We start from the raw sequence: 22,109 nt of genomic DNA, 5'->3' as shown, positions 1-22,109 counted from the left end.
TTCAATTATAGGACTTAAAATGTTAATAAAAAAACTTTTCTCAAAAAAAGAAAAAACCGCGTTTCTGATAGTAAAAACGCGGTTTTATGACAAAATCGAGCTCATTTATTCATTTTGAGTGTTAATATCTTTATTTGTTAATTTACAAAAGAGATAAACCCAAAATCATAAAATATAATTAATAATTACGATTAATATTCTCCAAACACCCCTCTGAGCGTGGTGGCGATTTCACCTAAAGTAGCATAATTTTCAACACTTTCCATAATTGAAGGCATTAAATTTCTACCATCTTTCGCACGCGCTTCTAACTCATTTAAAGAAATATCAACTGCCGATTGATTTCTGTCGTTTTTCAACACCGTAAGCTTTTCCATTTGAATGGCACGAATTGAATCATCAATTCTGAACACTTTATCAAATGGGGGTTCAGCTTCCTGAAATTTGTTTACACCCACCAAAATCCGCTCTCCTGATTCGATGTCTTTTTGATATTGATAGGCCGCATCAGCAATTTGTTGTTGAATATAACCGGCTTCAATTGCAGCAACTGCTCCTCCCATTGCATCAATGCGTTCAATGTAATCCCAAGCCATTCGTTCTACTTCATCTGTAAGTGCTTCGACAAAGTATGAACCAGCCAGAGGATCAACAGTATCAACTATACCACTTTCCTGTGCGATGAGTTGCTGGGTACGCAGGGCAATACGAGCAGCTTCTTCAGTTGGTAACGACAACGCTTCATCATATCCATTTGTATGCAACGATTGCGTTCCTCCCATAACTGCAGCCATAGCTTGAATGGTTACACGCATGATATTATTCATTGGCTGCTGAGCTGTTAATGTTGAACCACCTGTTTGTGTATGAAAACGTAATTGTTGTGCCCGAGGATCAGTTGCACCGAGATTCTTGGTAATTTTAGCCCACATACGTCTTGCAGCGCGAAACTTTGCTACTTCCTCAAAGAAATTATTATGTCCGTTAAAGAAGAAAGAAAGTCGTTTTGAAAAAACATTAATATCCAACCCCTTATGAAGAGCAGCTTCTAAATAGGCTTTTCCATTAGCCAAGGTAAATGCCAACTCTTGAACTGCTGTTGAACCAGCCTCTCTCATATGGTAACCCGAAATTGAAATGGTATTCCATTTAGGCAATTCAACACTACAGTATTCAAAAATATCGGTAATGATTCGCATTGAAGGCTTAGGAGGGTAAATATAAGTTCCCCTTGCGGCATATTCTTTTAAAATATCATTTTGAATCGTTCCCGAAATCTGCTTCAAATCTGCTCCTTGTTTTTTTGCCAAAGCAGCATACATGGCAAGCAGTGTCGAAGCGGTGGCATTGATCGTCATCGAAGTAGTGATCTTCTGCAACTCGATACCATCAAAAAGAGTTTCCATGTCTCGCAATGAGTCAATAGCAACTCCTACTTTACCAACTTCCCCTTCTGCCAATTCATGATCAGAGTCATACCCAATTTGAGTAGGCAGATCAAATGCAACAGAAAGCCCCATGGTTCCTTTTTGCAATAGGTAATGATAACGCTTATTCGATTCTTCGGCAGTTGAAAAACCGGCATACTGCCGCATTGTCCATAGCTTTCCTCGATACATATCGGGCTGAACACCTCTGGTAAAAGGATATTCTCCCGGCAAATCAGTTACCGCCTTGACTTCGGTATATACCTTTTTGATTTCTATACCCGAAGTGGTCACTATTTTCTTCATAAAATATGGATTGGTAAACTAAAGTTAAAGTGATGATTGAATGATAGAAACAGTCTTCTACCATTATTAATTAAAAATTTAAAACTTTGCCACCTCTGCACGCAAAACAGAAATCGTATTACTATACGGATCGCTTTGCCCTTTGCTTACATGCTCAAGTACCGCCCGACTTAAATCCAAACCAGTTGCATCAACAGGAAGGCTTGAAGTAATTGAATTGATTGTCAGAACGGTTTCGTCCTTTGTTTTTTTTATCGATTGCCAAGCCGATTCAGTAACGTACAATTGTTGTGACACATTATGATCAAACTCATTCCTGATTTCATTTAAACAAATCGCTTGCATATCACGTGCTGTTAACCCCTGAGGATTGATACGTAAGAATAGATTTGAAGGAGTAATACGTTCAATCAACAAAGTTAAGCGTTCGTAAGCCTGTAAACGCAATGGCAATGTATGATTTTGTATATTCTTTTTTAGTTCGAGCGAAGCTTGGTGAACTTCGGTTTTCTCTTTGGCAAAAAAATGCTCTCTTAAAGAGAAAATCATTAAAATAAGTAATCCTACTACTGGCACCCCAATTGAAGGTGCCTGATTCCACGTAATTTCTAAAATCATAAGCTTCATTATCAAAAAACAAAAATCATCAATTAAACGTATATTTGTAAAAATTTTGGACGAATATATGGAAGCGAATGTTGTAAACAATACATCTACCTTAATTCCGATTACTTTTACTAAAGGAGCTATTAAAGAATTGCAGAAATTGGTAGAGCAGAAAGAACTCACCGAAGAGTTTGGCTTGCGCGTTGGTGTTGAAGGTGGTGGCTGTGCGGGAATGAACTATGTGCTGGGTTTCGATAAAAAGAAAGAAGGTGACGAAGAGTTTTATTACGAAGGCGTAAAAGTTTATTTAAACAAAGCGCATGGCATGTACCTAATTGGCATGGAGGTAGATTGGCAAGATGGCTTAAATTCGCGTGGATTCACATTTAACAATCCCAATGCAAGTAGCACCTGCGGTTGCGGCACTTCATTTGGAGTTTAAGAAAATATTTTGAACATTTTTCGCAAGTCCCGGCAAAAAAAGCCGGGACTTGTTTATTTTAGAAGAATAATTTATTTTGATGAGCGCCATTGAAACAATCAAAATTGGGATACAGTCAATAAAAGGCAATAAGCTGCGAACTACACTGACCGCCCTCATTATTTCAATTGGCATTATGGCCTTAGTAGGTATTTTAACTGCTATTGATGGCGTAAAAAGCTTTGCAAACAACACATTTGCAAGCATGGGCTCCAATTCATTCACGATTCGAAATCGGGGCACGAACATTAGAATTGGAGGAGGCGGCAATGCTCCAAAACGTTTTCCTTCCATAAAATACGATGAGGCTATTGCATTTAAAAAATCATACAATACTTCTGGAATAGTATCGGTGTCATGCGTTTCGTCTTTCAATGCTACCCTTAAATTCAACGAAAAGAAAACCAATCCTAATATTTACGTTCAGGGAGGTGATGAAAATTACCTTCTTACATCCGGCTATAAACTTGAATCAGGCAGGAACTTTTCTTCTTCAGAATTAGAGTTTGGAACTGCAGTTTGTATAATTGGCCACGAAATTAAAACCAATCTATTCCCCAATACCGACCCTATCAATAAGATAATCAGTATAGGCAACGATAAATACAAAATAGTAGGCTTATTGACTGAAAAAGGATCAGCAGCTGTAGGTGCAGGTGACCGATTCAGCTTGATACCATTGTTAAAAGCCAAGATGACTTCCGGTAGTCAGAATAGAAGTTATATAATTACAGTAACTGTAAGTAATCCGCAAACTATGGAACCGGCTATCGGTGAAGCCACCAGTAAAATGCGTAATATCAGAAAACTGAATGTTGCCCAAGAAAATAATTTTGAAATCACTAAGAGTGATGCGCTTGCTCAAACTTTTCTAAATATTGTAAGCTATTTAACAATTTCAGCAACCGTTATCGGAATTGTAACCCTTATTGGAGCGTCTATTGGCCTGATGAATATTATGTTGGTTTCTGTAACGGAGCGTACTCGTGAAATCGGCATCAGAAAATCGCTAGGTGCTACTCCTACAGTAATTCGTCGTCAATTTTTGTATGAGGCCTTACTTATTTGTCAGTTAGGTGGAATTGGTGGCATCATCCTCGGAATATTTGCCGGCAACGGACTCTCGCTATTGATTGGAGGAGGCTTTATTATTCCATGGCAATGGATATTCGGCGGCATTGCTGTTTGTACTATTGTTGGATTAGTTTCAGGCCTTTATCCAGCCATAAAAGCTTCAAAACTTGATCCTGTTGAAGCTTTGAGATATGAGTAAAATAAGCGAAAAGATCAAAGTAAAGAGTGAATTCATTAATTCGCTCTAACTCATTTCTTTTAGCACAGGAAATTGCTGTTCCCACATAGCATGGTATTTACTTCCTGGAACCATTAAATCCTGATGAGTTCCTTCTTCCACCAGTTTTCCATTTTGCAGCACAATAATTTTATCGACATGCATTACCGTACTTAACCGATGAGCAATCATTAAAACAGTTTTACCTGCTTCTCTCATTTGCAGAATTACCTTTTGAATATACTGTTCTGAAATAGAATCAAGAGAGGCGGTAGCTTCATCTAATATCAAGATATCAGGATCTTTGTATAAAGCCCTCGCAATTGAAAGACGTTGACGCTGACCTCCAGATAGATTAACTCCATTTTCCCCTAAAGGTGTATTAAAGCCATAAGGAGACTTCTCAATAAAATCCATTATACCCAAATCAGTACAAATGGAGATGACTTTCTTTATATCAGGGTTAAAATCTCCAATCGCAATATTTTCAAGTATGCTACCTGCAAAAAGGTCAATTTGTTGTGGCACAACAGCGATCACGCTACGTAAACTTTCGTTGGTAAGATACTTTATATCATATTTACCAATAACGATACTTCCCGAAAGCAAAGGATAGATATTTTGAATGAGCGACATTAAGGTAGATTTCCCAGAACCACTCTCTCCTACTATGGCTGTAATTTTACCTATTGGAAAAACCATGCTTATGTCTTCAAATATATATCCTCTGGTTCCATACCTAAAATATACATTCTTAAGCTCTATATCACCTAGCATTTCAGGTATAAGTTCCATTTTGTTAGCTGAGGTCTCTCTCTCTAAATCCATTATTTCAAACAAGCGATCGGCTGCAATTAAAGCATCCTGCGCTGTTTTATTCATCCCAATTAAGCTACCCACCGGCCCTGTAAAATACCCGATAATAGCATAAAAGGACAATAACTCCCCTGGAGTGATTATTTTATCTAATACAAAAAAAGACCCTATCCATAATATACCTATTGTAAAAGCACCGGAAATTAAACTTACTCCATTTCCTATCCAAACTGAATTGACAGAAGAAGCGTAAACACTGTGTAATACTTTAATAAATTTAGTTTCCGTTTTAATATTGGAAAATTCTTCAAGAGCAAATCGTTTAATTGTACCTGCACCAGATATCGACTCCACTATTTGCGATTCTAATTCGGCAGAATTTTCCATCAATTTACGTTGAGTAGCTTTATTAAGCTTATCTGAAATAACATAAATAATAGAATACAAAGGGACTACCAAAAGCATTATTAATGCTAATTTCCAATAGTAGGTGAACATGAGCGCAAAAGAGAAGACAACTATAAATATATTCACAGCAAAATCAACCAATACATCGTTAATAAACACTCTTATCTTTACTGCATCATTAACTCTTGAAATAATTTCACCGACTCTCATCGTGTCGAAAAATTGCTGAGGTAATTTCATCAAGTGTTTATAATAGCCTAAAATAAGCCGTGCATCTATCAATTGCCCTGTTTTAAACGTTAAGATTGTTTTGGCATGATTGATAAATACTTTTAGTACAAGCAGCAGAATCATGATCAACCCCATCAGGTTCAACAGGTTTTTATTTCCTTCCGGAAGGACATTATCTACTAGCTTTTGAATAAAAATAGAGGTCGACAATCCTAAAATAGTATAAATAATGGCTCCGAAAAGAATTTGCAAAACTACAGCCCAATGCGGTTTTATCAAAAACCAAAAACGGCTATACAAGGAAACCTTTTCATTAACCGCTGTAAATTCATCACCAGGAACAAGCAATAAAAGAACACCTGTCCATATTTTTTTAAAATCAGCATGGGAATACCTGTGCAATTTACCATCTGCAGGATCCATTACCTGTATGTGCTTCTCGGAAACCGCATACACAACCAAGTAATGGGCCAAAGTTTCATTAAGAATCACATGAGCAATAGCTGGCAGAGGTATTTTATTTAAACTTTCAACAGGTCCTTTCACAGCTTTACAAGCAAAACCAATTTTGGTGGCAGCTTCAATCAAACCTAATACATTAGTCCCTTTTTTATCAGTGCTAGCCAGCTGCCTGATGCAGGCGATTGGCAAATGCAATCCATAATGTGCTGCAATGGAGGCCAAACAAGCAGCTCCGCAGTCGGTAACATCATGTTGTTTAATTCTGATTTTTCGCATTTTTCTGTAGAAATAGATGTGTTGGGTATTAAACGACTAAGCTCTGCTTGGATTTAGCCAATCATCCATCGTATGGTAAAGCAATTGAAATAAAGTTTGTCTTGTTATATAGAATCTTGCTTGCAAAGTCATTCCTTTTTTAAGCTTAGCTATATACCCATTTTTCAATTTCAATTGCTCGGCATTCAACAAGCATTTTACTTTAAAATAAGGCTGCTGTGTGTCACCGATAATGACATCGTTAGAAATCTCTGCAACTTTGCCACTTACCTCTCCCCATTCATTATAATTGAAAGCATCAACCTGAAGTCGGACCGGCGTTCCAACTTTTAAAAGCCCAACATCTTTTGAAAGCAAGAATACTTCAGCCATAACAGTTGTATCAGGTGAAATTTGTGCTATTACATCTCCGCTTGTAATAAAACTTCCACTCTGCAATCCTTTTAATTGCTGAATAGTGCCATTCATAGGGGCTTTTACTACATATAGTTCCTTTTCTTTATTAAACATCTTTTGCTTTGCATTCAAATCTTGAAATTGTCGGCGAAGATTAGTTAATTCGGTTTGACATTGCGCATTTTGAGTTTCATATAATAATTGAACAGCATTTTGAGCATTTTGGAGTTCAAACTCATATTTCTCAAACTCAGCAGCAGTAATTGCCTTATTATCAGACAAGTATTTATAACGATCGTATGTTCTTTTACTATTTTTATAGAGTGCATCGGCATCCATTACCTGTTGTTTAAAAAGGCTATATTGCTGAAGATACAGGGAAGTTCTAAATAGAACCGGAGACTGTAAATTACGGCTTTTACTAACCTGCACCAGTTTCTCCAAATCCTCCATTCTTCCTCTTAATTCGATAATCTGTTCATCTACAGAAACAGATTGTTGCTCAAGTAAATCTGTCCGAATACTCAACAAAACCTGACCAGCTTTAATTGGAATATTCTCCTTGGCAAAAAATTCATTGACTTTGCCTGATACAGGTACCCTAATTTCCGTTCTATCGATAATAGGCTTTAGTATCCCTGTACTCCTTACATTTATATCAACCTTAATAAACCATAATGATGCAATTACCCCTGCTAAAAACAATAATACAATTTGATAAATTGCCTTAGTAGTGCTGTCATGTTGCAGAAAATGTTGTTCAACGCTATTTTCAACTATTTCAATCGGAAAGATGAGCTTTGTCATAGGATATTAAGAATAGTACAAGAATTTCGACTGAGATAACAACTTGTGTTCCAAATAAAATATTCTTGCAATTGATACTAAACTAAAAAAGTAATCCCGGATTGGCTCAAGGCTCAATCACGGGATACACGTTTATGCATTACCAAAGGGTATTATAAACCGATCAGATTGCCAACAATGCTTAAAATGTTAACTTTATTACCATTAAAGTTGTCATTTAAAATTTTGTTGTCACTCAAAATATCGCCTACGCTTACATTAATTAAGCCGCCACCGCCTTTTGAATGACCGCCGCCATTAATAAGTTCTACTTCTTTAGCTGACAATTCTTCAAAACCAAAAGTTTTTACTAATAAATTTTTCATTGTAAATGTGTTATTGATTTTTTGCACCTACTCTTTTTAAGCTTTTCGGTTTCCGCTTTTTATAACCGGTTGCGACTATTATAGCGATTTTGATACCAAAAGAGCCTTTTGATTACAACATAAACATCTAATCAACAACCAGTTAGAGTAATTTCACAATTATTTTACAACCTATTAGAATAAACCAATAAACACTCATACGAGGGTATACTGATCTTATTTAGCATTAAGCTAAATCTGGATGTGGGTCTCTGTACAAAAAAGCCTGTAGTAAAGTTTACTACAGGCTTTTTATAAGTGCTTTAAATTGCAAGAATGAAAACGCTTACAATCCCAAAGCCAAGATATTTCCAACAATACTTCCTACGTTAACCGTATTACAATTAAAGTTTCCGTTGGCAATATGATTTCCACTCAAAATATCGCCGACACTAAAATTTAATAAACTACTGCCGCCACTTCCACTACGTCCACCGCCATTAGTAGATTCTGCTTCGTGCATTGATAATTCTACAAAATTTGAAACTGATAAATTTTTCATTGTGATGTTGATTGATTTTTATTGCCTACTCTGTTAAAGCTTTTCGGCTTTCGCTTTTACAACCGGTCATCATTCTAAGCGATTTTGATACCAAAACACGCTTTACATTACAACACATACCTCTAATCAACAACCACTTAGAGTAAGGAACTCAGATACTTACAACCTTTTGGAATAGGGCTACAAATAGTAAGTAAATGTGGCCTATTTGATAATTAAAATAGATTTCGAAAAAACCGAAACGAGACAGACCAACTTGAAGCAGGCAAACGGCATTTTTGGCGATTAAAAATGCATTGGCACAAATATTGTGAATGGGGGTATATAATGCCTTACAATTGATTTAGAATGGCAATAACAGAAAAGTAATTCTACTTTTTAGAAAAAAAAGTTATCCAAGACAGCATTTCTTTATTTTTTTCGCATTTCTACACATTACACCTATAAGAATGAAAAACTTATGAATACTAAAATCAACGTTCACTCCAAAATTCGCCAAATTAGAGAATCAAAAAACTATTCTCAAGAATACATGGCACTTAAACTTGGAATTTCTCAAAATGCCTATAGCAAAACAGAACTAGGACATACAACAATTACCCTGGAAAGACTATATGAAATAGCCAAAATATTAGAATTAAATATACTTGACATAATTGGATCTGAAGAAAAGCGAACAAACTACTAATTAGAGACAAAAAAAGACTAAGAAAATGATCTTCAGAGAACCACTCTCAGAAATTATAAAAAAGACACCTGCTTTTTTTAACAAAAAGGTGTCTTTTTCGTAATTATTAGTAAATTTTCTATCAGAAGATAAAATTGACCGGACTAAACTAAACCTTTTCCTTTAATTGCTCTTCCCATTTCCATGCTGAGTTAATCATTTCATCCAGTCCCAATTTTGCTTTCCATTCTAATTTATTATTAGCCAGACTGGTATCAGCGTATACTTGTTCAGCGTCACCTTCACGACGAGGACCAATTTTATAATTTAAATTTACTCCCGTAACGCGTTTAAATGTTTCGATGATTTCAAGCACAGAACTTCCTTTTCCCGTACCTAAATTAAACACTTCGTATTTCGATGTATTTTTGCCCTCAATTAAACGCTCACAAGCCTTAACATGGGCTTTGGCCAAATCAACAACATGAATATAATCGCGTATACAAGTTCCATCAGGAGTAGCGTAGTCATCGCCAAAAACCGTTAGCACTTCTCTTTTCCCTATAGCTGTTTGAGTAACAAAAGGCATTAAATTATTAGGAATTCCCACAGGCAATTCGCCAATTAAAGCTGTTTCATGAGCTCCCACAGGATTAAAATACCGAAGAGCGATGGAGTTTATTTTTGATACCGCTGAAAGCTTTTCTAAAATATCCTCTCCCATTTGTTTAGTACTGCCATAGGCAGAAAGCGATTTCTTTATAGCAGCCGATTCTGTAATTGGAAGAATATCGGGTTCACCGTAAACTGTTGCTGAAGATGAGAACACTACATTATTCACATTTTTCCCTTTCATTACTTCCAGCAAATTAATTAAGGAAAGGAGGTTATTATTATAATACTTTAGCGGCTCACTAATCGACTCGCCGACCGCCTTATATGCTGCAAAATGAATTACCGAAACAATATTTTTTTCTTTACTAAAAACATCTTCAACTGCGTCCTTATCACATAAATCAATGTTATAAAAAGTTGGACAAACACCTGTAATTTGTTCTATTCTGTCAAGTATAAATTGTTCAGAATTACTCAGATCGTCTATAATTACGGTTTCAAAACCAGCATTGATCAATTCAACCACTGTATGTGATCCAATATACCCCGTTCCACCGGTGACAAGAATTTTTACTTTTGACATCCTACTTAGGCTTATTTATTTGTTCAGAATTGTTTTACGACCAACACTATTATAATAAAAACCACGCTCTTCCATACGATTAAGATCATATAAATTTCGGCCATCAAAAATCACTTTATTCGTTAATTTTTGCGCCATTATATCAAAATCAGGATTTCGAAAGGCTTGCCATTCGGTAACAATGACCAATGCATCCGCTCCATTAAGTGCATCATACTGATTTGAAGCATAAGTTATACGATCACCGATTTGTTTTCTGGTGCTATCCATTGCGACCGGATCATACGCAGCAACCGTTGCCCCTTCTGCCAAAAACTTATCAATTAGAAACAAGGAAGGCGCTTCCCTTAGGTCATCTGTTTCAGGCTTAAACGCCAAGCCCCACAAAGCAATTCGTTTCCCTTTTAAGTTTCCTCCGAAAAAATCACTTATCTTATGGAAGAACCGCTCCCGTTGTTGTGTATTTGTTTTAATAACCGCTTCAACAATATTAACTTTTGAATCTATATCAGTAGCCGTTTTAGACAAGGCCTGAACATCTTTAGGAAAACAACTACCACCATACCCAATACCCGCATATAAAAACTGTTTCCCGATTCTATCATCGGTACCAATGCCTTTGCGAATCATTTCTACGTTTGCACCCAATTCTTCACAGAGAACAGAGATTTCATTCATAAATGAAATCTTAGTAGCTAAAAATGCATTAGCTGCATACTTTGTGAGCTCAGCACTACGCTCGTCCATAAAAATTAAACGTTCACCTTGACGCATATAGGGAGCATATAATTCACTAAAAACCTTTTTCACTTCTTCAGAATGGGTTCCAACAATTATGCGGTTGGGTTTCATAAAATCCATTACAGCAACTCCTTCTCGTAAAAACTCAGGATTTGAAACTACCTCAAATGGATGCTTGCTGTGCCTAGCCACCATTTCTCTTACTTGATCAGCAGTACCCACCGGCACCGTACTTTTATTAACAATGATTTTGAAACTTTTCAGACACTTACCAATGTTTTCGGCTGTATTTAGCACATAAGAAAGGTCGGCTGAACCGTCTTCATTAGGAGGCGTAGGTAGTGCTAAAAAAACAATTGTTGAAGCATCAATAGCCGATTCCAAATCAGAAGTGAATGTTAGTCGGCCTTGTGCAATATTTCTTTTGAAGATACCTTCTAAATCCGGCTCATAAAATGGAACGATAGCCTGCTGCATTTGAGCTACTTTCTGCTCATTGATATCCACACAAATAACATTATTTCCGGTTTCAGCTAAACAGGTTCCCGTTACCAAACCTACGTACCCGGTGCCAACTACAGCAATTCTCATTTTAAGCAGGATTTTATTTTAATGAAATATATTCTAAACTTTGGGCGAATATACTACAATTAAGCCCAACATAAACGCACTTTAACCCGTTTAAAGTCTGTTTGAATTTAAAAAATCAAAAGAAATAATGAAGTTGATCTACACGATCTCGATAATAGCATATGGCCTGTTGATTAAATTTGCTTCCCTTTTCAACAAAAAGGCTCAGTTTTTTGTACAAGGCAGAAAAGAGCTTCTAAAGCGAATTAAAAACAGTTTGCAATCAGAAACTCGTCCTATAGCCTGGTTCCATTTTGCTTCATTAGGAGAATTTGAACAAGGCAGACCGGTATTGGAAAAACTTAAAAAAGAACGTCCGGAACTGGCAATTTTCATGACCTTTTTTTCCCCCTCTGGCTATGAAATACGTAAAGATTACCCAGAGGCCGACTATATTTTTTATTTACCACTTGATACTCCCACTAATGCCAAACGATTTATCGAAATTGTAAAGCCTCAATTAGTATTCTTTACAAAATACGAATATTGGTATTATTATTTTTCCGAATTAAAAAAACGAAGAATTCCCTTGTATATGATTTCGGCTATTTTTAGGAAGCAACAGATCTTTTTCAGATGGTACGGAGGATTTAACCGTTCTATTTTAACCTGTGTAACTCATTTTTTTGTACAAGATAAAAATTCTGGCCATCTGTTAAAAAGCATCAACTTTACGAATTGGACCGTTAGCGGAGACACCCGATTTGACCGTGTATATGCGAACAGTTTAAACCCTAAGCACTTTCCAGTAGTGGAAGCATTTGCAGAAAACAATCAAATTTTTATTGCAGGGAGCACTTGGCCAAAAGACGACGAGTTATTAATTGAATTGATCGAAAAGACCTCTCAAGGATGGAAGTTCATTATTGCGCCTCATGAAATTAAAGAAGATAAAATTTTAAACCTTATTACTAAAACCAGTGGCATCCGTTATTCTGAGTTAGTCAACAACATCAATTCGGCCAATGCCAAGGTGCTCATTATCGATAATATCGGCATGCTTTCTTCATTGTATAGTTATGGAGATATTGCTTACATCGGTGGAGGATTTTCAAAATCCGGAATACATAATACTATCGAAGCCGCAGTATTTGGAATGCCCGTTCTCTTCGGACCTAATTATCAGAAATTTAAAGAAGCTGTTGAATTGGTAGAAATTGGCGCTGCCTTTCCTGTTTCAAACACCCAAGCATTTAAACAAGTATTTCAAGAATTAACCAGCCCTTCGAAACTCAAAGCAGCTTCTGAAAAAGCAGCTGAATATGTAAAAGAAAACACCCAAGCCACTACTACAATTTTCGAAAAGCTATCCAACTAATTATTTAACCGTATTTCTATATATTAGCCCCTTAAGTATCAAACCAAATCATTCACGGGGAGTTTAATGGAAACACAGCGGTATACAAACGCGCAAAAAAGATTCTTACTCTATTCAAATGGAGTAAGCATTGCAGGAATTATTCTGGGCATGCTTTGCATTTTAGGCTGGGAGTTTGACCTCGCGTACTTCCGATCTATTGACTCCGGTTACGCAGAAATGAAGGCAGGGACCGCCATAAGCGTCATTTCGTTGAGTATCATTTTAAAGTGTTTAACACATCCTAAAAAAGGAAATTGGGAGTGTTCTGCTTTAATTATGGCCGGAAGCATTCTGGTTTATGCAACTATCATTAATACCTTTCTGTCTTATGTTAACCATAGTGTCGATCTTGGCCGCATACTCGAGTATAACTTAACTATTCCTTTGCAAATACAAGCGGACCTGATTTCAGCTGCTTCATTGGTTTGTTTAATTTTATTAATAGCCAGTGTCCCTTTTTTATACGCTAAAAAGCATATTGCAGTTGCCCAGGTCATGATTTTTATTGTGATACTTATCGCTATTGTAAGGTTGCTTGGATACATATTTAAGTTTTCCAGCTTTTATAAACTGATATTTTTTGCTCCAATGGATGTACCTACCACGGTAATTCTTACAGCTCTAGGAATTGGATTTATGTTTGTGCATCCTGACGAAGGTTTTATGCAGATACTTTCTTCTGATCTACAAGGAGGAAAGGTGGCCCGAAGATTAATACCCTACGCAATTCTTGTCCCTGTTTTTCTCTTACTTCTTCGTTTTAGCAGCAATTTTTACAATTTTTTACCCTATGGAATCAGCATTATTCTGATTACTGCCGCTGTAATTGTTGCCTCCATTATAAGTATTATTTCTGCTGCCTACAGGCTGAATCAGGTTGATACGATACGTAATGAAAAAGATGCTTATCTACGTAAAAGTGAGGAATTACTACGTATTTCTCAACGCATTGCTCACATGGGCAGTTGGGAATTCAACATAAGTAAACAGGAAGCAACTTGGTCGGATGAGACTTATCGTATTTTTGAAGTATCAAAAGATAAACGATTAACCTACTTTATACTTCGAGCATTAGCTCCCATTGAATCACTTAAGGCATTACTCGCCGTAACTAATAAGGCAATTATTACCGGTGAGCCGTTTGATATTGAAGTTGAACTTTTTACGGCTCATAGACGCATCATTTACGCACGAGTTTCGGGCCAGGCGTTTTATGAAAACAATAAGATTCATAAACTAACCGGATTTGTACAAGACATTACAGAAAAACACATTCTGGAAGACAAGGTTCGCGAAAAAGAAGCGAACTTAAGCTCTATGCTTGAAAACACAGATGCCTTAGTTTGGTCAATTGACAACAAGTATAGATTTATTACCTCAAATAAAAAGTTTGAGGAGGCCTATTTTAACTCTTTCGTTCAATCTTTTGAAACCAATAGATCAATATTAGAGGTTTTAAACGGAGGTGAAAATTATGATCTCTGGAAATCGCTTTATGACAGAGCATTAAAAGGAGAATTCTTTTCTGAGGAAATTACAACAGCATCTTCTGGTTTCACACAACATATTCAATGTGCTTTTTCACCGATTATTGTAAAAAACCAAATAGTTGGAGCCACTATTTACGGAATTGATGTAACCAATCAAAGGCTTAATGAGCAAAAGATGGATGAGATGTCTCGATTGCAAAATGCTATCCTCAACTATGCTGGCTATGCCGTCATTTCTACAGATTCAATGGGCATTATTGAAAGTTTTAATCCCACTGCCGAAGAAATGTTAGGATACAAGGCCCATGAAGCAATAGGCATTCTTAGCCCTTGGGCCTTTCATCAAGAAGGCGATGCTGAGCGATGGGCGCTTCAATTTAAAAAAGAACTGAACCTCTCATACGACATAAAACCAGAAATGGCTTTTGCAATAAAAGCCCAAATGACGCGCGCCGTTAACATAGAAACTACTTATATCCGAAAAAATGGCGAATCCTTTCCTGTGCAACTCAACGTTACGGCATTAAGAAATAATCAAAACGAAATAAGAGGCTATATTGCTATTGTACAAGACATTACTGAGAAAAAACGCTCAGAAGAAATCATTAAAAATAATGAAAGCAAACTAGCTGCTCTTATTGATAACACCGCAGACCCAATTTGGTCAATCGATTGTGAATACAATCTCATCATTGCCAACGAAATATTCTTCAACAGCGTTAAAGCTATCTACAATTTAAATTTGAAGATAAACGACAATTTAAAAGAGAAATTTGAAACAAAACTATTTAAAACTTGGCAGGCATGGTATTTACGCGCGTTTAATGGTGAACGCTTTATCGTTCAATCAGAAGTGACCTATAATGACGACACTGTTTTTCTTGACATCGCCTTTAATCCAATTTACAATGATAATAATGAAGTAATTGGGGCCGCAATTTTCGGAAAGGATATTTCACACATCAAAAAATTTGAAAAAGAGCTAATCGAAGCCAAGGAAAAAGCCGAGCATGCGGCTGACGTAAAATCTCAATTTCTTTCCACAATGAGTCATGAAATTCGAACGCCACTCAATGCGGTAATCGGCATGACTAATTTATTATTAGAAGAAGATCCTCTGTCATCTCAAATTGAAAAACTTGATACACTTAAATTTTCTTCGGAAACCTTATTAACGCTAATTAACGACATTCTCGACTATAATAAAATCGAATCAAGTGCAATCAACATTGAAGAAATACCATTTAATATTGAAGAACTAATTAAGCATTTATATCATTCATTTCTGTATCAGGCCGAGAGTAAAGGCATTAAGCTCGACTTAAAACTGGACAAAAAAATAAACAAACTCCTCATCGGCGACCCTTCCCGCATCTCACAAATCATTTCTAACTTAATTGGAAATGCAATTAAGTTTACGGAAGAGGGAGGAGTAACCATTTCAATCAAAAATGGACCATTGGAATATGAATACGCTAACCTGATTTTTTCCATTAAGGATACCGGAATTGGCATTCCTGAAGAAAAGATTAACTATGTTTTTGAGCTTTTTACTCAAGCCAGTTCGGAAACTACCCGCAAATTTGGAGGAACCGGTTTAGGCCTTGCTATTACAAAACGTTTACTTGAATTAATGAATAGTGAGATTAAACTTGTCAGCAAAGAAGGAAAAGGGTCTGAATTTTCATTCTGCATTAAACTAAGAAAATATCAAGGAGCACAACTGAATAGCCTAAATAGTAGAGAACCTGTCAATATACCTAATCTTGAAGGGATTCGAATTCTTATAGCAGAAGATAACAAGACCAATCGTATCGTTATTGAACAGTTTCTTTCCAAATGGAAGGCCAGTCTGGATTTTGTTCACAATGGAATCGAAGCCATTGAAAAGATTAGCATTAATGATTATCATGTAGTATTGATGGATTTGTTAATGCCTGAGATGGATGGATACGAGGCAACAAAAAAAATCCGAAAAATGAAAGGCCCCAAATACCAACGACTGCCAATCATTGCTTTATCAGCTTCAGCTTTAAGCGAAGTGCGCAATAAAGTATTCAATGTAGGCATGAACGCCTATTTAACAAAACCTTTTAATCCTACTGAACTTTATCTTACCATTGTAAAATGCATTACTAAAACTGATGAATTCCCTCAAACCACCTCTTTACCGGAAGAAATGACAACCGATGGGATTGTCAATTTTGATAAGATTTTAGAAATAACAGGAGACAATCCTGAATTTTTAAAAGAGTTTCTGGATGTTGCCCTGGAGTCTATGGAAGAACTATTGGATAATTTTGAGCATCATTTACAAACCTTTGACTTAACCGGAATCAAGGAAACTAAACACAAGCACACGCCTTTAATGGAAATCCTGAATCTCGTCCCATTAAAAACAGTGTTTGATGATGCTAAAACGCTTATATCTGTAAACAATAGAGATGTAACTCAGGTAGAAACACTTATTAACCGCGCTAAAAACTACGGAAACAAAATCATGAACGAGATGGAGGAAAGAAGAGAAGAGATTAGCGTTAAAATATAGTTAAGTCCGAGAATTAAGGTTTAGCGCTGCAATTTTCAGCGCGCTAAACCCTTAATTCTGAAATTCTATTTTCTAGCCATATCTTCTAAAGCATCTATCCACCTTGGATGATCATTCAAACCCTCTACTAACTGCACTTTTTCTCCTCCATTGTACTTGAATTCTTCATCATATTCAACCTCTACTTCAAAAATAGTTTCAAGGCAATCAGCAACAAATGCCGGGCAAAACACTAATAATTTCTTTTTACCTTCTTTAGCCAGCTTCTCAATAACAGCACTGGTGTAAGGTTCAACCCAAGGATCTTTCCCTAACCTTGATTGAAAACAAATTGTATAGTTTTCTTTTGAAAGATTTAAAGCTTTAGCAATTTCCCGTGCGGTAAGATGTGATTGTGCACTATAACAATACTGATTATTTATATTTATCGCACCACAACAATTGTCCACTTTTTGACAATGACAACCACTCAGATCGGCTTTTATGAGCTGACGCTGCGGCAAACCATGAAAACTGAATAATACGTGATCGTAATCCGCAACGTTGTGCTTACTACCTAACTGAGCAAATGCATCGATCATCATCGGATGAGCAGGAAAGCTATTTACAAACTCAATTTCAGGAACAATTTGCCAGTATCGTACCAGGCTCATAATTTTCTCATGCACTGACCCTGTTGATGCTGAAGCGTATTGTGGAAATAAAGGAATAACCTTAATGGTTGAAACCTTTTCCTGCTTGAACCTCTCCAATACGGTTTCAAGGCTCGGGTTTTGATAACGCATGGCGTATTCAACCTGGAATTCATTACCCAATCGCTCTTGCAAAAGCTCTGCCTGACGAATGGTATGACGCAATAAAGGAGAGCCTTTATCCGTCCAGATTTCCTGATAGGACTTGGCTGATTTTGGAGATCGTAATGGAAGAATAATCGTTTTTACAAGAAAAAAGCGACCAATTGCACTAGTGTCGATCACCCGTGGATCTGATAAAAATTCATCCAGGTATTTTCTTACATCTGAAGTAGATGGGCTATCTGGAGTGCCCAAATTCACTAATAATATTCCTTTTTTAGCTTTCATTTATCCCTAACCTTTAGCCCATAAGAATTCGGGGCTAAAATACCTTTATTTTATAATATGAAACTTTGTGGATTCAATAGTACAGCCCCTGTGGCTTACAAAGACTCAAGTGCTTTCTTAACATCTTCCATTAACCACATAGGTGTTGAGGTAGCTCCTGCAATGCCTATCGTTTCTCCTTGCTTAAAATGAATGGCATCTAATTCATCAACAGAAGAAATAAAATAAGTATTAGGATTATTCCGCTTACAAACTTCAAATAGCACTTTACCGTTCGATGATTTTTTACCGGATACAAACACTATTTTATCAAACTTATTGGCAAATACAGGTAATTCTTTATCTCTATTTGAAACTTGACGACAAATGGTATCATTGGCCTTCACATCGTATCCGCGAGCCAATAATTCATCTTTGATTTTATAAAAATTATCCGTGCTCTTCGTAGTTTGGCTATAGAGTGAGAATTTTTGAGGCAACTCAATTCCATTTAATTCACTAATATCCTGAAAAACCAAGGCATCTCCATCCGTTTGCCCGTGTAAACCTATTACCTCAGCATGACCATGTTTACCATAAATAAGGATGTGCTCATCTTTATCATGCGCATTTTTAATTCGGTTCTGCAGCTTAAGCACTACAGGACACGATGCATCAATTAACTGAATGTTATTTTCCACAGCTAATCGATACGTTTCAGGAGCTTCTCCATGTGCCCGAATAAGTACTTTTTCATTGCGAATCGTTTTTAAAACGTCCTGATCAATAATTCGCAAACCTTTGGCTTTTAAGCGATTTACTTCTTCATCATTATGCACAATATCTCCCAGGCAATACAAATAGCCCTGTTCATCGAGAATCTCTTCTGCCATATCAATAGCATAGACCACCCCAAAACAAAAACCGGAATCCTGATCGATCGTAACCTGTAAACTGAGCATATCTGATTATTTCTGCAAAATTATCTATTTATCTGATGTAAAGTGTGTAAAAGATGAATTATATGTAAAACTAACGTAAGAGCTTCCTGCCTTTCCATTTAATAGTTTTAGTAAGATATTTTTGAGCGGATATAACACCAACAATCACCAGCGTAATCATTTGCAAGGGATGAAAAAACAGGTTATAGCCCATGCTCTGGCTACTCATTGCAGAAATCATCATCCGTATTCCAAAAATCAATAAAACGACCAGAGTTATTAATGAAACATCAGGAATCATAAGCAAGGATACATATCCAAAGAAATCAAGGAAAAGAAATATAAATAAGCCAAATACACTATAACTAAAACCAGCCAACAAATCCTTACTAAAGGCATTAATACCTTCAAAATATGAAGTATACATTCTGCATGAAATAAATCCGTTAGCCAATAAGGCCTCTCCTTTTAATCCGGCAGCTTTTACTTCCTTCATAATCTCAACATTTTGCATTACTTCAGCTTTCCCGTTTTTATGCCATTGATTACGACGATATATGCGGGCGTCAAATAACATGAATTGACTACTTGCTGCAATAAATGCTTGTATTTTAGTTAAAGAAACCAATCGTAAGGGCAAAAGAGAAAGTATTAAATAATTTCGCAAAGGGGCTACTAATCGTTCACCAAAGTTTTTCATGGTTTGATCAGCGAATAAAGAAAGTAAAGCCAAATTAAATACCTTCATGCGATTCACCGCGCCATTAATAGCTCCCGAAGCAATTTCAACATCTGCATCAAGGAATAAAAAATAATTACCGCTAGCCTCTGCTCCTAATTGGTAACAAGCGTAATTTTTCCCAATCCATCCTTCTTCCAAAGGCTTTCCTTTGATTACTTTAAACTGAGAACGCTCATTAGCAAAGGCCTGAACAACCTCAAATGTATTATCAGTTGAATTATCATCTAAAACAATCACTTCATAGTTTTTGTACTCCTGTAATTCAATAGAATAAAGTAGCGGCAAAATCCGATGTTCTTCATCACGAGCGGGAATAAGAATAGTTACTAAATCAGAATAAGATTTTGGCGAAAAGGTAAGCTTAGGGAATGATATAAAATTAAAAAGCGTTACACAGAAACGTAAAATCAAGAAAACAAGTACCAAGCTAACAATAATCATCTGTATATTTTTACGAGAGACTGCATTTTTCCTCTCAAAGATTCAAAATCCAAATTTTAAATTCAAATTCCGTTATTCCCTTAGTGCTGGCATTGGCAACATAATTGCCTGTATACAAACGCTTTAAAACACACCTCATCTTCCTTACATCTTAATTTATGCCCTATGAAAAAGTGGTATTGGCTTTTTTCTATAATTTTGTATTACAATTTAAATGCATCAGCTCAAACAGAATTTCCGCAAGTTGGCGCAATTCCCACCAACCGGGGGTTATTACTGTACTTTAATGAACCCGGAACCTATTTCACCATTGAATTACCCGGAAAAAATATTGAGGTAATTGAAGCTCCTCAAAGATTTCGTATAGATAACCAAGAAATTCAACTCTATTTTATCAAGAAACAGAGAATAGCACTCCCTGATAACGTTACAGAAGAAAAACACCTGGAAGCCTTTCGCTTACGCGAACTGGCTTACTTAGAAACTGAATTAAATGAACCTTTAGTTTGCAGAAGCACGTTTCAAACCATTGGCACACAAAACTTCATGGTTTGGAATTGCAAAAATCCCGATAAAAATCTTCAACAATCTTTACATGACAATTCTACTCCTGTAATTTATCAATATTCATATACAACACTTTGTAATGAGGTAATTGTTTCATTCACCTGTCCGCAAACAAAAGGCACCGCTATCGACCCAATCAATAATCTGTTAAAATCCATTTGTTCGTCCTTTAAAACATACAACAAGGAAATTGACGTTTGTTTGTTACTAACAATGATTCAAAATGAAAATTTCGGTACAAAAAACTGATAAAGATGCCTAATTTCATATATTGAAAAAGGCGGAACCAATATGAACGCATTGACGGTACATAAAGATGATTTTTTCATTACTACTGAAACAGATCATCTCGATATTCCTTTCATTCATTATTTTTTATCGAAAAAATCGTATTGGGCGGCGAATATCCCCCTAACAACCGTAGAGCGTTCTATTCAAAACTCGCTTTGCTTTGGAGTGTTTTATAAAGAAAAACAGGTAGGTTTTGCACGTGTCATTACTGATTTCAGCACCTTCGCATATTTAGCCGATGTTTTCATAATCGAGGAGAAGCGGGGCCTTGGCTTATCTAAATTTTTAATGGGAGTCATTTGCACTCACCCGGATTTACAAGGATTAAGACGTTGGGTACTTGCCACCGCCGATGCTCATAAATTGTACGAACAATTTGGATTTACGCCTTTAAACAAACCTGAACGATTTATGGAACTACATAATCCAAATCTTTATATGCCATAACCAAACTGAAATGTTATGTATCTAATTAACACTCCCCGCTTACAGTTGCGTGAGTTTTGCATCAATGACGCTGAAAACATTTTCATTTTAAATAGCGATCCGGAGGTTACTCGATTCACGGGTGATAAGGAATTTAAAAGCCTCGCAGAAAGTAAAAATTTCATAAAGACTTATACTCATTATCGCAAATACGGATTTGGAAGATGGAACGTCGAACTTAAATCAACCAGTGAATACCTGGGATGGTGCGGACTAAAATATATACCCAGATTAAAAGAAGTTGACCTTGGATATCGGTTTATGTATAAACATTGGGGCAAAGGCTATGCAACGGAATCTTCAATTGCTTGCTTGAACTATGGTTTCTGCCAGTTAGGCTTTGAAAAGATTGTAGGTCGAGCGATGAAAGTAAATTCAGCTTCCATTAATGTTTTAAAGAAAGTGGGCATGTGCTTCGAAAAATCTTGGGTAGAAAATGGTAATATTATTGAACAGTATTCCATTTCAAACGACAAATGGCAACAAGCAGACCCTTTTCAACATATTTCTATTCACCAAAATCAATTTTAATC

Annotated in this window: 19 protein-coding genes; 8 read left to right on the top strand and 11 right to left on the bottom strand. The window is 36.3% G+C overall.

Translation table 11 applies throughout. The annotated features are described in order from the left end of the window. Nucleotides 1-191: 191 nt before the first annotated feature. The gene (locus FN756_RS08855) at nt 192-1,733 is read right to left on the bottom strand and encodes an acyl-CoA mutase large subunit family protein (protein ID WP_142603409.1); all 1,542 of its coding nucleotides are present in this window, start codon (nt 1,731-1,733) and stop codon (nt 192-194) included. 78 nt (nt 1,734-1,811) lie between these two features. Then, a complete protein-coding gene (locus FN756_RS08850) occupies nt 1,812-2,351 on the bottom strand; it encodes a DUF7935 family protein (RefSeq protein WP_142603407.1) in 540 nt (179 codons plus the stop codon). A gap of 67 nt (nt 2,352-2,418) precedes the next feature. On the opposite strand from FN756_RS08850, the gene FN756_RS08845 reads away from it, so the two are divergent. After that, nucleotides 2,419-2,781: a HesB/IscA family protein gene (locus FN756_RS08845; protein ID WP_142603405.1), complete on the top strand. Its 363-nt coding sequence runs from the start codon at nt 2,419-2,421 to the stop codon at nt 2,779-2,781. Nucleotides 2,782-2,860: 79 nt separating this feature from the next. After that, nucleotides 2,861-4,093, top strand: a complete 1,233-nt coding sequence (locus tag FN756_RS08840; protein ID WP_142603403.1) for an ABC transporter permease — start codon at nt 2,861-2,863, stop codon at nt 4,091-4,093. A gap of 45 nt (nt 4,094-4,138) precedes the next feature. Here FN756_RS08840 and FN756_RS08835 read toward each other — a convergent pair whose 3' ends face one another. The 4 genes from FN756_RS08835 to FN756_RS08820 form a co-directional block, all read right to left on the bottom strand. Then, the gene (locus FN756_RS08835; RefSeq protein ID WP_142603401.1) at nt 4,139-6,304 is read right to left on the bottom strand and encodes a peptidase domain-containing ABC transporter; all 2,166 of its coding nucleotides are present in this window, start codon (nt 6,302-6,304) and stop codon (nt 4,139-4,141) included. A gap of 36 nt (nt 6,305-6,340) precedes the next feature. Then, nucleotides 6,341-7,507, bottom strand: coding sequence for an HlyD family secretion protein (locus FN756_RS08830; RefSeq protein WP_142603399.1), 1,167 nt, complete (start codon nt 7,505-7,507; stop codon nt 6,341-6,343). Between the two features lie 152 nt (nt 7,508-7,659). Then, the gene (locus tag FN756_RS08825) at nt 7,660-7,872 is read right to left on the bottom strand and encodes a hypothetical protein (RefSeq protein ID WP_142603397.1); all 213 of its coding nucleotides are present in this window, start codon (nt 7,870-7,872) and stop codon (nt 7,660-7,662) included. 325 nt (nt 7,873-8,197) lie between these two features. Next, a complete protein-coding gene (locus FN756_RS08820) occupies nt 8,198-8,413 on the bottom strand; it encodes a hypothetical protein (protein WP_142603395.1) in 216 nt (71 codons plus the stop codon). 460 nt (nt 8,414-8,873) lie between these two features. On the opposite strand from FN756_RS08820, the gene FN756_RS08815 reads away from it, so the two are divergent. Beyond that, a complete protein-coding gene (locus tag FN756_RS08815) occupies nt 8,874-9,101 on the top strand; it encodes a helix-turn-helix domain-containing protein (RefSeq protein ID WP_142603393.1) in 228 nt (75 codons plus the stop codon). A gap of 148 nt (nt 9,102-9,249) precedes the next feature. On the opposite strand, the gene galE is transcribed toward FN756_RS08815, so the two are convergent. Together galE and FN756_RS08805 are read right to left on the bottom strand one after the other, a co-directional pair. Beyond that, complete coding sequence (gene galE / locus FN756_RS08810; protein ID WP_142603391.1) at nt 9,250-10,278, bottom strand: UDP-glucose 4-epimerase GalE; 1,029 nt, start codon at nt 10,276-10,278, stop codon at nt 9,250-9,252. A gap of 15 nt (nt 10,279-10,293) precedes the next feature. Then, nucleotides 10,294-11,610, bottom strand: coding sequence for a UDP-glucose dehydrogenase family protein (locus FN756_RS08805; RefSeq protein WP_142603389.1), 1,317 nt, complete (start codon nt 11,608-11,610; stop codon nt 10,294-10,296). Between the two features lie 127 nt (nt 11,611-11,737). Between FN756_RS08805 and FN756_RS08800 the strand changes: the two genes are divergently transcribed. After that, nucleotides 11,738-12,967 carry a 3-deoxy-D-manno-octulosonic acid transferase gene (locus FN756_RS08800; RefSeq protein ID WP_142603387.1) on the top strand — a complete coding sequence of 410 codons (1,230 nt, stop codon included), beginning with the start codon at nt 11,738-11,740 and terminating at the stop codon, nt 12,965-12,967. A 66-nt stretch (nt 12,968-13,033) separates the two neighbouring features. Continuing rightward, nucleotides 13,034-17,047 carry a PAS domain-containing hybrid sensor histidine kinase/response regulator gene (locus FN756_RS08795; RefSeq protein ID WP_142603385.1) on the top strand — a complete coding sequence of 1,338 codons (4,014 nt, stop codon included), beginning with the start codon at nt 13,034-13,036 and terminating at the stop codon, nt 17,045-17,047. A 65-nt stretch (nt 17,048-17,112) separates the two neighbouring features. Here the strand turns inward: FN756_RS08795 and hemH are convergent, their stop codons facing one another. From hemH to FN756_RS08780, 3 genes are all read right to left on the bottom strand, one after another. Beyond that, the gene (gene hemH, locus FN756_RS08790; RefSeq protein ID WP_142603383.1) at nt 17,113-18,129 is read right to left on the bottom strand and encodes a ferrochelatase; all 1,017 of its coding nucleotides are present in this window, start codon (nt 18,127-18,129) and stop codon (nt 17,113-17,115) included. Between the two features lie 95 nt (nt 18,130-18,224). Then, nucleotides 18,225-19,070, bottom strand: coding sequence for a 4-hydroxy-3-methylbut-2-enyl diphosphate reductase (locus tag FN756_RS08785; protein ID WP_142603381.1), 846 nt, complete (start codon nt 19,068-19,070; stop codon nt 18,225-18,227). A 70-nt stretch (nt 19,071-19,140) separates the two neighbouring features. After that, the gene (locus FN756_RS08780) at nt 19,141-20,232 is read right to left on the bottom strand and encodes a glycosyltransferase (RefSeq protein ID WP_142603380.1); all 1,092 of its coding nucleotides are present in this window, start codon (nt 20,230-20,232) and stop codon (nt 19,141-19,143) included. A 165-nt stretch (nt 20,233-20,397) separates the two neighbouring features. On the opposite strand from FN756_RS08780, the gene FN756_RS08775 reads away from it, so the two are divergent. Genes FN756_RS08775 through FN756_RS08765 form a run of 3 tightly spaced genes read left to right on the top strand, consistent with a single transcriptional unit; the run spans nt 20,398 to nt 22,107 of the window. After that, entirely contained in the window at nt 20,398-21,048 is a 651-nt protein-coding gene (locus FN756_RS08775; RefSeq protein WP_142603378.1) for a hypothetical protein, read from the top strand. Nucleotides 21,049-21,090: 42 nt separating this feature from the next. Next, on the top strand, nt 21,091-21,537 hold the full coding sequence (locus FN756_RS08770; protein ID WP_142603376.1) for a GNAT family N-acetyltransferase: 447 nt from the start codon (nt 21,091-21,093) through the stop codon (nt 21,535-21,537). Nucleotides 21,538-21,552: 15 nt separating this feature from the next. After that, a complete protein-coding gene (locus tag FN756_RS08765; RefSeq protein WP_142603374.1) occupies nt 21,553-22,107 on the top strand; it encodes a GNAT family N-acetyltransferase in 555 nt (184 codons plus the stop codon). Nucleotides 22,108-22,109: the final 2 nt, after the last annotated feature.

The sequence above is a fragment of the Solitalea koreensis genome, from assembly GCF_900182575.1.
GTDB classification, from domain to species: Bacteria; Bacteroidota; Bacteroidia; order Sphingobacteriales; family Sphingobacteriaceae; genus Solitalea; species Solitalea koreensis.
The sequence above is the reverse complement of the archived record's forward strand: the minus strand, read 5'-3'. Positions and strand labels throughout refer to the sequence as shown.

Bases quoted from the DNA above. Each gene is read 5' to 3' on its own strand.
- FN756_RS08855 (WP_142603409.1), bottom strand. From the start codon at position 1,733: ATGAAGAAAATAGTGACCACTTCGGGTATAGAAATCAAAAAGGTATAT.
- FN756_RS08850 (WP_142603407.1), bottom strand. From the start codon at position 2,351: ATGATTTTAGAAATTACGTGGAATCAGGCACCTTCAATTGGGGTGCCA.
- FN756_RS08845 (WP_142603405.1), top strand. From the start codon at position 2,419: ATGGAAGCGAATGTTGTAAACAATACATCTACCTTAATTCCGATTACT.
- FN756_RS08840 (WP_142603403.1), top strand. From the start codon at position 2,861: ATGAGCGCCATTGAAACAATCAAAATTGGGATACAGTCAATAAAAGGC.
- FN756_RS08835 (WP_142603401.1), bottom strand. From the start codon at position 6,304: ATGCGAAAAATCAGAATTAAACAACATGATGTTACCGACTGCGGAGCT.
- FN756_RS08830 (WP_142603399.1), bottom strand. From the start codon at position 7,507: ATGACAAAGCTCATCTTTCCGATTGAAATAGTTGAAAATAGCGTTGAA.
- FN756_RS08825 (WP_142603397.1), bottom strand. From the start codon at position 7,872: ATGAAAAATTTATTAGTAAAAACTTTTGGTTTTGAAGAATTGTCAGCT.
- FN756_RS08820 (WP_142603395.1), bottom strand. From the start codon at position 8,413: ATGAAAAATTTATCAGTTTCAAATTTTGTAGAATTATCAATGCACGAA.
- FN756_RS08815 (WP_142603393.1), top strand. From the start codon at position 8,874: ATGAATACTAAAATCAACGTTCACTCCAAAATTCGCCAAATTAGAGAA.
- galE (WP_142603391.1), bottom strand. From the start codon at position 10,278: ATGTCAAAAGTAAAAATTCTTGTCACCGGTGGAACGGGGTATATTGGA.
- FN756_RS08805 (WP_142603389.1), bottom strand. From the start codon at position 11,610: ATGAGAATTGCTGTAGTTGGCACCGGGTACGTAGGTTTGGTAACGGGA.
- FN756_RS08800 (WP_142603387.1), top strand. From the start codon at position 11,738: ATGAAGTTGATCTACACGATCTCGATAATAGCATATGGCCTGTTGATT.
- FN756_RS08795 (WP_142603385.1), top strand. From the start codon at position 13,034: ATGGAAACACAGCGGTATACAAACGCGCAAAAAAGATTCTTACTCTAT.
- hemH (WP_142603383.1), bottom strand. From the start codon at position 18,129: ATGAAAGCTAAAAAAGGAATATTATTAGTGAATTTGGGCACTCCAGAT.
- FN756_RS08785 (WP_142603381.1), bottom strand. From the start codon at position 19,070: ATGCTCAGTTTACAGGTTACGATCGATCAGGATTCCGGTTTTTGTTTT.
- FN756_RS08780 (WP_142603380.1), bottom strand. From the start codon at position 20,232: ATGATTATTGTTAGCTTGGTACTTGTTTTCTTGATTTTACGTTTCTGT.
- FN756_RS08775 (WP_142603378.1), top strand. From the start codon at position 20,398: ATGAAAAAGTGGTATTGGCTTTTTTCTATAATTTTGTATTACAATTTA.
- FN756_RS08770 (WP_142603376.1), top strand. From the start codon at position 21,091: ATGAACGCATTGACGGTACATAAAGATGATTTTTTCATTACTACTGAA.
- FN756_RS08765 (WP_142603374.1), top strand. From the start codon at position 21,553: ATGTATCTAATTAACACTCCCCGCTTACAGTTGCGTGAGTTTTGCATC.